The sequence below is a fragment of the Microbispora sp. H10830 genome (assembly GCF_014161375.1).
Lineage (GTDB): Bacteria > Actinomycetota > Actinomycetes > Streptosporangiales > Streptosporangiaceae > Microbispora > Microbispora catharanthi.
Window position 1 is genome coordinate 149,342 of the sequence record NZ_JABBWX010000013.1, and the last position, 13,700, is coordinate 163,041.

15 protein-coding genes are annotated in these 13,700 nt (G+C 72.8%); 6 read left to right on the plus strand and 9 right to left on the minus strand.

Annotated features, from left to right (window positions below; genetic code table 11):
- The first annotated feature begins 35 nt into the window (after positions 1–35).
- From HHX35_RS29895 to HHX35_RS29905, 3 genes are read left to right on the plus strand one after another with little or no spacing between them, the layout of a single operon-like run.
- Positions 36–1,034 (plus strand): NAD-dependent epimerase/dehydratase family protein, encoded by a 999-nt coding sequence (locus tag HHX35_RS29895; protein WP_182902008.1) that lies wholly within the window; start codon positions 36–38, stop codon positions 1,032–1,034.
- Entirely contained in the window at positions 1,031–2,059 is a 1,029-nt protein-coding gene (locus HHX35_RS29900) for a glycosyltransferase family 4 protein (RefSeq protein WP_182902009.1), read from the plus strand. Before HHX35_RS29895 ends, HHX35_RS29900 begins: the two co-directional genes overlap by 4 nt.
- A 5-nt stretch (positions 2,060–2,064) precedes the next feature.
- On the plus strand, positions 2,065–3,465 hold the full coding sequence (locus HHX35_RS29905) for a polysaccharide biosynthesis tyrosine autokinase (protein WP_182902010.1): 1,401 nt from the start codon (positions 2,065–2,067) through the stop codon (positions 3,463–3,465).
- Between the two features lie 79 nt (positions 3,466–3,544).
- Here the strand turns inward: HHX35_RS29905 and HHX35_RS29910 are convergent, their stop codons facing one another.
- From HHX35_RS29910 to HHX35_RS29920, 3 genes are all read right to left on the minus strand, one after another.
- Positions 3,545–4,138, minus strand: coding sequence for a low molecular weight phosphatase family protein (locus tag HHX35_RS29910; RefSeq protein ID WP_182902011.1), 594 nt, complete (start codon positions 4,136–4,138; stop codon positions 3,545–3,547).
- 88 nt (positions 4,139–4,226) lie between these two features.
- On the minus strand, positions 4,227–5,990 hold the full coding sequence (locus HHX35_RS29915) for a DUF4012 domain-containing protein (protein ID WP_182902012.1): 1,764 nt from the start codon (positions 5,988–5,990) through the stop codon (positions 4,227–4,229).
- Positions 5,980–6,708, minus strand: coding sequence for a hypothetical protein (locus HHX35_RS29920; protein ID WP_182902013.1), 729 nt, complete (start codon positions 6,706–6,708; stop codon positions 5,980–5,982). The genes HHX35_RS29915 and HHX35_RS29920 overlap by 11 nt, the downstream gene beginning before the upstream one ends.
- 265 nt (positions 6,709–6,973) lie before the next feature.
- On the opposite strand from HHX35_RS29920, the gene HHX35_RS29925 reads away from it, so the two are divergent.
- From HHX35_RS29925 to HHX35_RS29935, 3 genes are all read left to right on the plus strand, one after another.
- Positions 6,974–7,600: a class E sortase gene (locus tag HHX35_RS29925; RefSeq protein WP_310739390.1), complete on the plus strand. Its 627-nt coding sequence runs from the start codon at positions 6,974–6,976 to the stop codon at positions 7,598–7,600.
- Between the two features lie 35 nt (positions 7,601–7,635).
- Positions 7,636–7,776 carry a hypothetical protein gene (locus tag HHX35_RS29930; protein WP_182902015.1) on the plus strand — a complete coding sequence of 47 codons (141 nt, stop codon included), beginning with the start codon at positions 7,636–7,638 and terminating at the stop codon, positions 7,774–7,776.
- Positions 7,777–7,998: 222 nt separating this feature from the next.
- Positions 7,999–8,589 (plus strand): snapalysin family zinc-dependent metalloprotease, encoded by a 591-nt coding sequence (locus HHX35_RS29935; protein WP_182902016.1) that lies wholly within the window; start codon positions 7,999–8,001, stop codon positions 8,587–8,589.
- A gap of 104 nt (positions 8,590–8,693) precedes the next feature.
- Here HHX35_RS29935 and mshC read toward each other — a convergent pair whose 3' ends face one another.
- The 6 genes from mshC to HHX35_RS29965 all read right to left on the minus strand — a co-directional run bounded on the left by mshC (position 8,694) and on the right by HHX35_RS29965 (position 13,686).
- Positions 8,694–9,905 carry a cysteine--1-D-myo-inosityl 2-amino-2-deoxy-alpha-D-glucopyranoside ligase gene (gene mshC / locus HHX35_RS29940; RefSeq protein ID WP_182902017.1) on the minus strand — a complete coding sequence of 404 codons (1,212 nt, stop codon included), beginning with the start codon at positions 9,903–9,905 and terminating at the stop codon, positions 8,694–8,696.
- A gap of 10 nt (positions 9,906–9,915) precedes the next feature.
- On the minus strand, positions 9,916–10,680 hold the full coding sequence (locus HHX35_RS29945) for an NRDE family protein (protein ID WP_310739391.1): 765 nt from the start codon (positions 10,678–10,680) through the stop codon (positions 9,916–9,918).
- Positions 10,681–10,774: 94 nt separating this feature from the next.
- Entirely contained in the window at positions 10,775–11,536 is a 762-nt protein-coding gene (locus HHX35_RS29950; protein ID WP_139573045.1) for an SCO1664 family protein, read from the minus strand.
- Between the two features lie 57 nt (positions 11,537–11,593).
- A complete protein-coding gene (locus tag HHX35_RS29955) occupies positions 11,594–12,160 on the minus strand; it encodes a DUF3090 domain-containing protein (protein WP_182902019.1) in 567 nt (188 codons plus the stop codon).
- Positions 12,161–12,169: 9 nt separating this feature from the next.
- Positions 12,170–12,871: a histidine phosphatase family protein gene (locus tag HHX35_RS29960; RefSeq protein WP_182902020.1), complete on the minus strand. Its 702-nt coding sequence runs from the start codon at positions 12,869–12,871 to the stop codon at positions 12,170–12,172.
- Entirely contained in the window at positions 12,868–13,686 is an 819-nt protein-coding gene (locus HHX35_RS29965; protein ID WP_182902021.1) for an undecaprenyl-diphosphate phosphatase, read from the minus strand. The genes HHX35_RS29960 and HHX35_RS29965 overlap by 4 nt, the downstream gene beginning before the upstream one ends.
- Between the last annotated feature and the right edge of the window lie 14 nt (positions 13,687–13,700).

Below are 13,700 nucleotides of genomic sequence, written 5' to 3' on the forward strand. Positions count from 1 at the left end.
CGATCCTGTCAACCTCCACTTGCTGGGAGAAGGCCTTGACCACGTCAAGCGGGAACACCTATCTGATCACGGGCGGAAGCGGCTTCGTCGGATCCCACCTGACCGATGCCCTGCTCGCTCGCGGCGACTCGGTCGTCGTCCTGGACAACATGTCGACCGGCCGCCCGGCCAACCTCGCGCACCACGCGGATGACCCGCGGCTGCGCGTGGTCCGGGGCTCGGTCCTGGACGAACTCGTGGTGGACGAGCTCGTGCACGAGTGCGACGTGGTGGTCCACCTTGCCGCCGCCGTGGGGGTGAAGCTGATCGTCGAGCAACCGTTGCGCTCGCTCACCACCAACATCCGCGGCTCGGAGATCGTCATCGAGGCGGCGCACCGTTACCGGCGGAAGATCCTGGTGACCAGCACGAGCGAGATCTACGGGAAGAACTCGGCCGGCCCGCTTCCCGAGTGGTCCGACCGGATCCTGGGCAGCCCGGACGTCGTCCGCTGGGCCTACAGCACGGCCAAGGCGGTGGAGGAGATCCTGGCCAACGCCTACCACGGTGAGCGCGGCCTGCCGACGGTCGTCGTCCGGCTGTTCAACACGGTGGGGCCGCGGCAGAGCCCGGCGTACGGCATGGTCATCCCCCGGCTCGTCCGGCAGGCGCTGACGGGCGTGCCGCTCACCGTGCACGGCGACGGCACGCAGACCCGTTGCTTCGCGCACGTACGCGACGTCGTGCGGGCCCTTCTCCTGCTGCTCGACGACGACCGCGCGGTCGGCGGGACGTTCAACGTCGGCTCCAGCGACGAGGTGAGCATCCTGGAGCTGGCCAAGCTGATCGTCGAGCTCACCGGGAGCACGTCCGGCGTCGATCTCGTTCCGTACGCCGAGGCGTACGGCAAGGGCTTCGAGGACATGACGCGCCGGGTTCCCCACACCGGCAGGCTGCGCGCGCTCACCGGGTGGACACCGGCCCTGTCGCTGGACGACATCCTGCTGGAGACCATCGCCGACGCCCGCGCCGAACTCGCGGCCCCGGGCCGGTGAACGGCGCCACCGCCCTGGTCACCGCGATCAGCGCCTTCGCCGGCTGCGCGACGGCGACCCCCGTGGTGCGGCGCCTCGCGCTGCGCTGGGGACTCACGGACAGGCCCGGTGGGCACAAGTCGCACCGGCGGCCGACGCCCTATCTGGGCGGAATCGCCATCATGCTGTGCACCGTCGTCCCCCCGGTGGCGCTCGCCGGCGCGGCCGGCCAGCGGATCGCCGGCATCCTCGTCGGCGCCGTGGCCATGGCCCTGCTCGGGCTGATCGACGACATCGCGCCGCTCCCCCCGCCGACCCGGCTGGCCGTACAGGCGCTGGCGGCCGGGGTGGCCGTGATGAGCGGGGTCGTCGCGCCGGTGACCGGGACCTGGATGGACGTGCCGATCACCCTGCTGTGGATCGTCGTGGTGACCAACTCGTTCAACCTGCTCGACAACATGGACGGCGCCCTGGGCGCGGTCACCGTGGTCAGCACCGCGCTCCTGGCCGCCGCCGCCTTCGTGTCCGGGCGTCCGGAGATCGGCCTGCTCCTGGCCGCCCTGTCCGCCGCCGCCCTGGGGTTCCTGGTGTACAACTGGGCGCCGGCGCGGATCTTCATGGGGGACGCCGGTTCGCTGTTCATCGGATTCGTGCTGGCGTCCTCGGCGGCACTGGTGATCACCGGCACCGGGACCGGAACGGCGGTCGCGGGCCTGCTCCTGCCGACCTTCGTCGCGACCGTCGACACCGGGATCGTGCTGCTGTCGAGGCGCAGGGCGGGCCGGCCGCTGCTGCAGGGCGGCAGCGACCACCTCTCACATCGACTGCACCGGCTCGGTCTCGGCAAGCGGCTCACGGCCCTCGCGCTCGCCGTGCTCGCGGCCGCCGCCGGCCTGGTCGACCTGGCGATGACGCTGGGCTGGATCGCGCCGGTCGGCGCGGCGATCGGCGGCGTCGCCGCCGCCTGCGTCGCCGTCGTGCTGCCGCAGCGCGTGCCGGTCTACCCGCCGACCCGTCCCCGGACCTCTATCCCTGTAAGGGGCTGACACCGATGGAACTGCTCTATTACGCGCGGCTGATGCGCAGATACTGGCCGCTCCTGCTGCTGTCCGTGCTGGCGGGCGTGGGAACCGCCCACCTCGTGACCGTCAACACCCCGCCCAGGTACCTCGCGTCGATCACGATGCTGGTGTCCGCCGACGCCAGGGAGGGTGGCCTTTCGACCGCGCTCCAGGCGGGGGCGCTGTCCCAGCAGCGGGTCCAGTCGTACGCCACCTTGCTGACCAGCCGCCAGGTGGTCGGCCGGATCGCCCGCGGGGAGGACGTCGGCGACCTGCAGGCCGCGATCACGGCCGATGCCATCCCCGACACCACGCTGCTGCGGGCCACGGTCGCCGACAGCGTCCCGGCCCGGGCGGCCGCACGGGCGAACGCGCTGGGCGCCGCGTTCGCCCAGCTGATCGACAAGATCGAGCGGCCCACGCCGAAGAGCCCGCCCACGATCCGGGTCACGGTCGTCGACGAGGCCGAGGTCCCCAAGGAGCCGGTCGCCCCGCAGCCCTTGACCAACATGGCGCTCGGCGCGCTCATCGCGCTGTTCGCGGCCGTCGCCGGCCTCGTCCTGCGCGACCGCCTCGACACCACCGTCAAGACCGCCGAGACGCTGCAGCGGGTCGCCGGGAGTTCGATCCTCGGGGTCATCGGGTACGAACGGGACGCCAAGCGGCATCCGCTGATCCTGCGCGACCAGGGCCGGTCGTCGCGAGCGGAGGCGTTCCGGTCGTTGCGGACGAACCTCCAGTTCATCGGCGTGGACAGGCAGCCCAAGTCGCTCGTCGTGACCAGTTGCCTGCCGGGCGAGGGCAAGTCGTCCACGTCCGCCAACCTCGCGATCACCATGGCCCAGGCGGGCTGGCGGGTGGTCCTGGTCGACGCCGACCTGCGGCGTCCCAGCGTCCCCCGCTACCTCGGCATCGAGGGCGGCACCGGGCTCACCGACGTGCTCATCGAGCGGGCGCGGCTGCACGACGTGATCCAGACGTGGGGGCAGCCGGGTCTTTCCGTGCTGCCCAGCGGCCGGATCCCGCCGAACCCCAGCGAGCTGCTCGGCTCGCGGGGCATGCGCTCGGTGCTGGCCCAGCTCACCGAGGAGTACGACATGGTGATCATCGACGCGCCGCCGCTGCTGCCCGTCACCGACGCCGCCGCCCTCGGGGCGATCTGCGACGGCGCGCTGCTCGTCGTGCGGCACGGCAAGACCCGGCGCGAGCAGGTGCTGCGGGCCGGTGAGCTGCTGTCGTCGATCAACGCCCGCCTCGTCGGCACCGTGCTGAACTTCGTGCCCGCCAAGCAGGGCTCCTACTACGGCTACGGGTACGGATACGGGTACGACTCGGCGGGCCAGGAGACCGCGTCGGAGACGCCGCAGCCCCAGGCGCCCATGCCGGTGTAGCGGACGAACCACGTGCGTGGGGCCGCGTCGTGTGACGCGGCCCCACGCGTTCGTGTGCGGCGACCCGCGACCGGCCGAGTCAGGCCGGCGCGTGCGTCAGCAGGCGGATCGGGACGGCGAGCGCGTCCGCGATGCGGCGGGCCGCCTCCCGGTAGGCCCTGCGCGGGCCTCCGTAGGGGTCGGCGATGTCGGGCCGCTCCACCCGGACCAGCCCGCGCAGCGCTCCGGTCTCCTCCAGCAGGGTCCGCGCCCGGCGCACGGGATCCCCGTGGCCCAGCACTCGCCCGGCGGGGACGGCGCGGGCCAGCGCGCCGAACTCGACGATCGTGAACGCGCGCGCGGCCACGACGGGATGCAGGGCCACCGCCTCGGCGCGATGCTCGGACGAGGCCGCCAGCACGAGATCGGCGCGGGCCACCTCCTCGGCCGTGAGAGGCCGTGAGGCGAAGTTCTCGGGATCGCCGCCGAGCCGCAGCAGCACCCCGCTCGCCCGCTCGGCCATCGGGAGTCCAGGCCGGGCGTGGGTGCCCGCGCTGCCCACGAGGATCGGCGACCCCGGACCGAGCGCGGCCAGGGTGAGCCGCTCGGCCATTGCCGATCTGCAGATGTTCCCCGTGCACACGAACAGGATGCGGAAGGTTCCCGAGCCCTCCGGGGTATGCGTACGCTCCATGGGCGGGACGCTAGGCCGAGCCCGGCGCGCCGCCGCTCGCGGCACGCCGGGCCTTTACGGTTCCTGTCGCTTCCCTCGTGCGGGCTTCTCAGGCGCCGCAGCCCCTGCCGTCGGCCGTCACCAGGGTCCGCTGCGGGCGGACGAGCGGCTGCACCGGGACCACGGGGGCCGCCGCCGAGTACGGTTCGAGCAGGTCGAACTCCAGCGTCCTCGACTGGCCTGGCGCGAACTCCAGCACCTTGGAGTAGACGGGATGCGACCGCTCGGTCTCCGAGTAGTACGAGATCGGCCGGCCGTCGAGCCGGACGGCCGTCGCCTTCGCCCCGATCCCGGCGTACAGCGACACCCACAGCATGTTGGAGCCGGCGGCGTGGGGACGCCGCGGGTCGTCGAGCCGGCCGGTGACGTAGGCGGGCAGCGGCCCGCGCGGCACGTCGTTGGTCAGCCGGACCCGCACCCGCGAGGTCCGCAGTCCGTCCGGGCGGCACGGGCCGAGCTCGTAGGTGAGCGAGCGGTCCAGGTAGTAGTCGAGCTTGGTGCCGGCCGAGTTGTTGACCACGAGCCCGGCGTACGGCTCGCGCCGCTCGGGCAGCACCCCGCCGATCGGGGTCGCCGCGAGACGGCGCTGCTCGTCCTCGGCCCGGCTCCAGACGGTGAGCCGGCGCTCGCTCACCATGCGCGCGAAGGCGGGCAGCAACCGCGTGGGCTTTCCCAGCCGGTCGGTCAGCGCCTCGCTGACCGCGCCGGCGATCCTGATGAGGTACTTCTTGCGCTCCGCGGGGTCCGGATAGCGGGCGTAGGCCTCCCGCTCGGTCAGGTCGACGACGTTGCCGGCCGTCACCGTCTCACCCCCGGGGAGCTTCACCGGCCCGATCGCGCCCAGGATGTAGGAGAGGCCGACCGGGTCGGTCGCGATGGCCCCGTCGAGCTCCTGGCCGGTCTGACGGCGCCACAGCCCCGTCCAGGTGGCCGCGGCGTAGGGGAAGTGCGGGGACAGGTTGGACACCGACAGCGTCGTGGTCGCGCCCCGCCCATACCGGGAGGCGAACGCGGAGCCGAGGTCGGCGACCGGCTCGGTGCTGGCCGCCATGCCGGTGTTGGCGGACAGCCGGGCGACGGACACCCTGCCGCCGTCGGCCTTCAGCACGCCGAACGCGCCGACGAGGCCTCCGGTCCCGCGGGCCTCGGCGTTGGTCTCGAACGCGAGGAAATAGCGGCGGGGACCGTCGCGGCCCAGCATGGGCGGCAGGAGCGCGGCGGCCTCGGCCCCCTGGCTCAGCATGCCGTGCAGCCGTCCCGCCTCACGGAGCACGGTGTCGCGCGCCCCGTCCAGGGCGGCCAGTCCAGTCGACGCCGGGGTGCCCGCCACGCGAGACCGCGCGGCCTCCACGCGGAGGGCGCCGTCGCGCAGCACCGGCGCCATCGCGTCGAGGGCGGCCAGCGCGCGCCGCAGGTCCCCCGGCACCCGCGTGCCGGGGGACAGCAACGGCGCGGCCGTGCGCTCCACCCGGGACAGCACGTCGGTGATGTCCGCGACGGACGCGGCGAGCCCCCGGGTCGTCGCCGCGCCGTCGCCCACCACCGGGAGGTGGGTGAGCAGTGCCCAGTAGAGACCGCCGGTCAGCCGCCGCGCCTCCGCCGCGTGGGCGCGTGCCTCGGCGAGCGTCGCGGCGACGGAGCGGGCCGGCCCGATGGCGCCCGGCCGCAGCCGGAGCAGGGCGGCCCGCGTGGCCTCCAGATGGTCGCGCACGCTCAGCCCGAGGTGGGCCGCCCAGCCCCCGGCCAGCACGAGGCCGAGGGCCAGCGACGGCAGGCCGACAACGACCAGCCGACGATTCCTCTTACTCGGCACCGCTCGACCGGCGGCGTCGCGCGGAGACGAGAGTGCAGCCCAGAGCGACGGCCAGCAGGCCGGCGCCCGCCGCGGCCACGCCCACCGGCGCGCCGGTGAACGGCAGCTGACCGCCGCCGGCCGGACCGGCCGCGACCGGTGCGGGACCGCCCCCGCCCATGGTCTCCTCGGGACCCATGCCGGCCGGCGCCTCCTCGGAGCTCTCCTCCTCAGGGGCCTCCTCTTCGGAGGTCTCCTCCTCAGGGGCCTCCTCCGACTCCTCCTCGGTGGGCTCCGACTCCTCGGCGGCCCCCTCCGGCGCTCCCTGGGCGCTCTGCGCCGCGTTCTGCACCGGCATGATCCCGCCGTTGCCGCCCGCGCCGACGGGTGCGACCACGGGCTGCGCGTTGCTGTTGGTGGTGTCGTTGTTCGTGTACGTCTGCGGCCAGTTCCAGCCTTGCCAGTTCTGCTGCGGCCAGATCCAGCCGTTGTTGTTGTTATTGCAGTTGTTGCCCTCGCAGACGGTCTGCGGCTCCGCCTGCTCGTTGTTCTGGATGACCGGCCGCACACCCGGATCCACGACGTTCTCCACCGTGATGGGCCTCGGCGGATAGACGCCGTCGTCCGACGGCAGCACGGTGAAGCCGACGGACTGCGCCGCCGCGGCCCCCGGTATCCCGAGGGCCAGGCCGCCGGCGACGGCCGCTGCCAGGAAAATAGGTATTTTAGTTCGCGCCACTTGGACTCCCGATAACGGCCGCTCAATTATTTGAGCATTTGCCCGGATTGCCAGCGAAATCTCGCTGCTCGACTGTTATATGCGCCGGGCGAAGAGCCGCTCCATCACGGCGCACGGTGCTTACCGAAGGATCGGCCAGGTTTTCGCTTCGTTGACCACAGCCGAATAGGCGTGCCAAAGAGTTCGCCAACACCTCCTGCGAGACCGCCGCCGGCGGATGACCGAAGGCCATACTCGGTCCGTGCGCGGAGCAGACGACGGAGCCGTGAGAACGGTCACGCGGGCCATCGGCGAGCTGTGCCTGCCCGCGGGGCTGGTCCTGCTGCTGTTCTACGCGTACCTGCTGTGGGGCACCGGCGCGGAGACCGAGCGGGAGCAGCGCGTCCTGCAGCGACGGCTCGGCGAGGTCTTCGCCAGGCACGACGGGCAGGCGGGCCCGGGCCTGGGCCCGGTGCGGCTCGGCGACGCCCTGGCGCTGCTGCGCATCCCGCGGCTGGGCGCTCATTACCGGTTCGCCGTCGTCGAGGGCGTCGGACCGGCGGAGCTGCGCAAGGGCCCCGGCCACTTCCCCGGCACGGCGCTGCCCGGCCAGGTGGGCAACTTCGTGCTCTCCGGCCACCGCACCACATACGCCGCGCCGTTCAACCGGATCGACCGGCTGCGGCCCGGCGACGACATCGTGGTGGACGCGCGGGACGCCCGCTACACCTACCAGGTGACGCGCAAGGAGGTCGTGGACCCCGGCGAGGTCGACGTCGTCGATCCCGTCCCCGGCCACCCCGGGCAGCGGCCCACGACCGCGTTCATGACCATGACCACCTGCCACCCCAAGTTCTCCGCGGCGCAGCGCCTGGTCGTCCAGAGCGTGCTCGTCCGCCGCGAGGAACGCTAGGGAGTGCAACTAGGACTGACCGAGGGAGATCCGGCGTGTACAGGTTCCTCTGGCGGCGGCTGCCCGGCGGCACCGCGCTCCGGCTGTCCGTCGTGCTGCTGCTGACCGGCGTCGCCGTGGCCGCGCTGTGGTACGTCGTGTTCCCCTGGCTGGCGCCGCGGGTGCCGCTCGGATAGCGAAGCCGTCCGCGGCTGTCCCCTGTGCCCCATAACTCGGAAGTAGGGGAAAAGTGGCCTGTCCCCTGCCGGGTCCGCCGGACGTACGTTTGCGGGTGCCCCACCCGAGACTCCACCGATCACCGGCGTGCCCGCGCCGTCGGTCCTTCCGGTGCGCCTCGTGGTGGTCATCCCCCGACCGAGGAGACTCCGATGCACATGTCCCCGATGCGAATGTCCCCGATGCGATCGTCACGGTTCCTTCGGACCGTCTCGGCCCTGCTCCTGGGACTGGCCGTGCTGTTCACGGTGTCGCCGGCCCGGGCGGCCGCACCGGCCGGCGAATCGGCGGCGAGCGCCGTGCGCGTGCTGCGGTACGACGCGAGCCGGGCCGCCGAGTTCCGCACGGTGATGGACCAGGCCGCACAGGTCTGGAACGCGAGCGTCAGCAACGTCCGGCTCGTGGCGGGCACGCCCGCCGACTTCGTGGTGCTCGCCGACAACGGCTGGCCCCGCACGAGCGTCACCAGGCTCGGCCGGGGCACCATCTGGATGGGCAGGGACGCGACCGCACAGGGTTACCACCCGCTGCGCATCGCGACTCATGAGATCGGCCACATCCTCGGCCTGCCCGACCGGCGCACCGGTCGCTGCACCGACCTGATGTCCGGTCACAGCGCCCCGGTGAGCTGCACCAACGCCAACCCCAGCGCGGCCGAGCGCAGCGAGGTCGACGCGAACTTCGCCGGCTCCGCCCTCGCCGCCGGCGAACGCGCCGGCCGACTCTTCGTCGACCGCGCGGACGCCGGCGGCGACCCGGTCCCCGCGCCGTAACGGGCTCCAGGGGAGCGCCGTCCGAGGGTTCGGGTTCAGAGGTTCGGTTTCGAGGGGCGCCGTTCGAGGGTTCGGTTCAGAGGGTGCCGTTCAGGGAAGCGCGGTCAGAGGGCGACACCGAGGAGCGCGTCGGCGACGTCGCGCACCAGCGCCGGAGAGGAGGCGTCGTCGCCCTCCTCCGCCGCCCAGGCGTCGATCGCCGCGAGCGCGCCCGGGGCATCGAGATCGTCGGCGAGGCGCTCGCGCACCGCCGCCAGCACCGGGGCGCCCGCGGGGCCCGCCGGGCGGGCCACCGCCGCCCGCCACCGCGCCAGCCTGTCCTCGGCCGTGGTGAGCTGGTCCGGTGTCCACTCCCAGTCCGCGCGGTAGTGGTGCGCCAGCAGGGCCAGCCGTATGGCGATGGGGTCTGCGGTCTGCCGCAACCTGGAGACGAACACGAGGTTGCCCCTGGACTTCGACATCTTCTCGCCGTCCAGGCCGACCATGCCCGCGTGGACGTACGCCCGCGCGAACGGCCACTCGCCGGTGGCCACGTGGCCTTCGCACGCGCCCATCTCGTGGTGGGGGAAGATCAGGTCCGAGCCGCCGCCGGCGACGTCGAAGCCGCTGCCCAGGTTGCGCAGGGCGATGGCCGTGCACTCGATGTGCCAGCCGGGCCTGCCGCGGCCGAACGGCGACTCCCAGGACGGCTCTCCCGGCCGTTCCGCCCGCCACAGCAGCCAGTCGAGCGGATGGCGCTTGCCCTCCCTGCCGGGGTCGCCCCCGCGCTCGCCGAACAGCTCCAGCATGGTCTCCTCGGAGTAGCCGGAGACCGCGCCGAACTTGGGCGCGGACGCGACCGAGAAGTAGACGTCCCCGTCGATCTCGTACGTGGCGCCCCGCTCGGCCAGCCGGGTGATCAGTTCGGCGATCTCCCCGACGGTCTCGGTGACCCCGACGTACTCGCGGGGCGGCAGGATGCGCAGCGCCTCCATGTCGGAACGGAACAGCTCGATCTCGCGCTCGCCGAGGGCGCGCCAGTCGGTCCCGGTCGCCTCGGCGCGCTCGAGGAGTGGGTCGTCCACGTCGGTGGCGTTCTGGGTGTAGTGCACGTCGTGGCCGGCGTCCCGCCACACCCGGTTGACCAGGTCGAAGGCGAGGTAGGTGTTGGCGTGCCCGAGATGGGTGGCGTCGTACGGCGTGATGCCGCAGACGTAGAGCCGGGCCTCGCCGGAGGGGGCCGTCTCCCGCACCTCACGGGCAGCGGTGTCGTACAGACGGAGCGGAAGGCCCGGACCAGGCAATCTGGGGACATTCGGAGCAGACCACGATCGCATGGTGTGAAGCCTATCCGCGCGGCCGGCGGACCGGTTCAGCCGGTGTCCTCCACGAGGTGTCGATCTCGTGCCAGGTGGCGGGGTCGTCGGGCTGGGGGCAGAAGTCGTAGCGCAGCCCCTCCTCCGCGAGGGCGACCAGCGTGATCGAGAGGCTGGCGAAGACCCGCCCGTCCTGCAGCCGCTGCCGCATGACCAGCGCACGGGGATCGTCCCAGGGCACCCCGGCGCCCGACGCGGGATCGAGCCACTCCCCCCAGAACCGCTCGGACGAGCCGCCCGTGGTCCACGCGGGCCGCGCCGCCCGGGCGAAGCGGGGCCGGAACCAGGCGGTGCGCGGCCGGCTCTCGCCGCGGTCCCAGCCCGAGTTCACGATCACGTGCACGCCCTGGGGCAGCTTCTCCTCGGCCAGGGTCTCGCCGTCCCAGCTCCACAGCCGTACGCCGTCGAGCCCGCCGAGAACGAGATGAAAAGGGTCATACCAGGACAGGTCGACCGGGGGAAGCTCTCCCGCGGTGGCGGCGAGGAGCGGCAGCTCGCCGCGCGAGTGGCGCCTGCCCGCCGGGGCCGCGACGCCATCGCCGTTGAGCAGCGCGGCCACGCGCCGCGCGGCGGGGTCGGCGGCCAGCCAGGTGCCGCCCGCCTCCAGGTCGCGGCCTCCGACCAAACCGGGGTAGGCGGGCCAGTGCCGGTCCGGCGACATCCACGGCCGCGTGACGAACTCGTCACGCACCCCCGCCAGGAGCACCGGCGCGCCGGCCTCCGGCTCGACGCTCACGATGACCGTACACAATGCGTGTTCCCTCCAATATCGGTAGAGACCCCTGCAGAGTGCACAATTCGCACGTTTTGCGCAAGCCTGTCTGCGGCGATCAAATCGGGGGCCACGGGATCGCCGGCCAGTCCTCGGAGGGATGCGGGTGGACCCCGGTGGCCAGCAGCCTCTTGACCCGCTCCCACGTGGCCTCCACCTCGGCCTGGGTCAGCAGCTCGCGCAGACGCCGGCCGAGGCGCCCCCGCTCGATCTCGCGCTCCAGCCGCACCAGCACGTTGACCGCCTCGCGCGGGAGCGTCTTGCCGCGCCACTGCCACAGCACGGTGCGCAGCTTGTCCTCCACCGCGAAGCAGACCCCGTGGTCGACCCCGTACACGTGCCCGTCGGGCAGCGGAAGCAGGTGGCCGCCCTTGCGGTCGGCGTTGTTCACCACGGCGTCGAACACGGCCATGCGGCGCAGGGCGGGGTTGCGGCTGCGCATCAGGGCCATCAGGTCGGTCTCGGGATCGGCGTCGATCCACAGCTGCACCATCCCCGGGCCGAAGGGGCCGTCCCGGTAGACGGTCGGCGGCACGATGCGCCATCCGGTGACGGCCGCCACCTCGTAGGCGGCCACCTCCCGGGCCGCGAGCGTGCCGTCGGGGAAGTCCCACAGGGGGCGCTCCCCGCGCACCGGCTTGTACACGCACGCCGCCGCGTGCTCGCCGTTCCTGATGGAGCAGTAGAGCGTCATGTTCGTGGCCTCGACGAGTCGTCCGGCCACTTCTAAGGTGCCCTCCCGCAGCAGGCGCATGGCCGCCGCGTCGTCCAGCCCCGGCCCGTCCACGTCGCTGATGCTCGCCTCGCCCTCGGCCGTCATCCGGTTCCTCGCCCGCGCGGCGCCAGGCCGCTCTTCCACCCGTTCACGCCGCGCCTCTCATGCCGACAACCCTCCGGGGTGGTGACCGTTGAGGCGGACGCAGATGTGGCCCTCGGAGTCGAGGGGCCGGCCGCACAGCGGGCACGGCGGGCGGCCCGCGGCGACCACGTCCAGCGCCCGGCGGCTGAACGCGCGGGCGGCGGCGGCACTGATCCGCACCCTGAGGACGGCGGGCTCGGGCCGGTCGTCCAGCGGCGGCTCGTCCTCCTCTTCGTCCTCGGTGGCCTCCTGCGCCTCGATGATCACCTGGGCGGTCTCGGGATCCCAGGCGAGCGCCATCGTGCCCACCCGGAAGTCCTCGTCGATCGGCAGGTCGAGCGGGCCCTCGTCGGCCAGCTCCGCGGGGGCCATGGCCGGGACCGGCGCACGCCCGCCGCTGCGCCGCAGCACCTCGTCGAGCAATTCGTCGAGGCGGTCGGCGAGCACGGCGACCTGGAACTTCTCGAGCGCCACCGTGGTGATCCTGCCCTGGCCTCGGGCCTGCAGGAAGAAGGCTCGCGCGCCCGGTTGCCCCACGGCACCGGCCACGAACCTGTCAGGCGGATCGTAGTCGAAGACCGGCATAGCCCGACCCTATGTGGTCCCGGGTCCACCGCCGACGGCGGCATCGCTTCCGGTGATGGTTTCTCCCCCGTCTCGGTCCTCCGGCACCTCCGGTGGGGGCACCAGGTTGGCCACTCCCCCGCCCACGTCGTTCGTCCTGAGCAGGAAGGGACGCAGGGGGGTGTAACGGATCACCGTGACGGACGCGGGGTCGGCCGTGATCCGCTGGAACTGGTCCAGGTGCACGCCCAGCGCGTCGGCCACGATCGCCTTGATCACGTCCCCGTGGCTGCACACCAGATAGGTGGCCTTCTCGCCGAGCCGCTCGTTCCAGTCGCGTACGGCCCGCACGGCCCGGTTCTGCACCTCCGCCAGCGCCTCCCCGCCGGGGAACACCGCCGCGCTGGGATGGGCCTGCACCACCCGCCACAGCGGCTCCTCGGCGAGCTCCTTCAGCGGCCTGCCCGTCCAGTCGCCGTATCCGCACTCGCCGAACCTGTCGTCGGTCTCCACGGAGACGGGGCGGCCCTGCGCGATGGCGGCGGCGGTCTCCCGGCACCGCTCCAGCGGGCTGGACACGATGGCGTCCAGTTCCAGGGGCGCGAGCCGCTCTGCCACCGCGCGGGCCTGCTCCCGGCCGCGCTCGTCGAGGTGGACCCCGGGGGTCCAGCCGGCCAGCACGGGGCCGGTCATCGCGGTGAGGCCGTGCCGTACGAGGAGGACGGTCGTCATGACTGCACCACCCCGAGGGCCAGCAGCGTGAGGAGGAACGTTCCGGCGAAGACGCGGTAGACGACGAAGACGATGGTCGAGTGGCGCGCCACGTAACGCAGCAGCCAGGCGATCGAGGCATATCCGACGATGAACGACACGACGGTCGCGATCAGGGTCGGCGCGACCGGCGGGCCGCCGCCGTCGCCGACGTGCCGCAGCTCGAACAGCCCCGAGAGGATCACCGCAGGGATCGACAGCAGGAAGGAGTAGCGGGCGGCCGCCTCGCGCGTGTATCCGAGGAACAACGCGCCGGTCATCGTGGAGCCCGAGCGGGAGGCGCCGGGGATCAGCGGCAGCATCTGCCAGGCGCCGATGATAAGGCCGTCGCGCATGTTGAGGTCGGCGACCTCCTTCTTCTTGCGCCCCATCTGGTCGGCCACGAGCAGCAGCAGGCCGAAGACGATGAGCATGGCCGCGTTCAGCCACAGGTTGCGGGCCGGGCCCTCGATCGCGTCCTTGAACAGCAGGCCGGCGACGCTGATCGGGATCGTGCCCAGGCCGATGTACCACCCCATGCGCGCGTCGAGGTCGCCGCGCAGCTCCGGCGTCCACAGGCTGCGCAGCCAGGTCCAGGTGATCCGGACGATGTCCCGCCAGAAGTAGATGAGCACCGCGAGCATGGTGCCGAGCTGGATCACCGCGGTGAACGCGGCGCCGGGGTCGCCCCATCCGGCCAGCTTGGGCACGATCAGCAGGTGGGCCGAGCTGGAGATGGGCAGGAACTCGGTGAGACCCTGCACGAGCCCGAGCACGATCGCCTGTAGTACGTCCATGGTGCGGACAGCCT

Coding starts and splice junctions, on each gene's coding strand:
- HHX35_RS29905 (WP_182902010.1), top strand. CDS start 2,065: ATGGAACTGCTCTATTACGCGCGGCTGATGCGCAGATACTGGCCGCTC.
- HHX35_RS29965 (WP_182902021.1), bottom strand. CDS start 13,686: ATGGACGTACTACAGGCGATCGTGCTCGGGCTCGTGCAGGGTCTCACC.
- HHX35_RS29950 (WP_139573045.1), bottom strand. CDS start 11,536: ATGACGGCCGAGGGCGAGGCGAGCATCAGCGACGTGGACGGGCCGGGG.
- HHX35_RS29935 (WP_182902016.1), top strand. CDS start 7,999: ATGCGATCGTCACGGTTCCTTCGGACCGTCTCGGCCCTGCTCCTGGGA.
- mshC (WP_182902017.1), bottom strand. CDS start 9,905: ATGCGATCGTGGTCTGCTCCGAATGTCCCCAGATTGCCTGGTCCGGGC.
- HHX35_RS29955 (WP_182902019.1), bottom strand. CDS start 12,160: ATGCCGGTCTTCGACTACGATCCGCCTGACAGGTTCGTGGCCGGTGCC.
- HHX35_RS29960 (WP_182902020.1), bottom strand. CDS start 12,871: ATGACGACCGTCCTCCTCGTACGGCACGGCCTCACCGCGATGACCGGC.
- HHX35_RS29910 (WP_182902011.1), bottom strand. CDS start 4,138: ATGGAGCGTACGCATACCCCGGAGGGCTCGGGAACCTTCCGCATCCTG.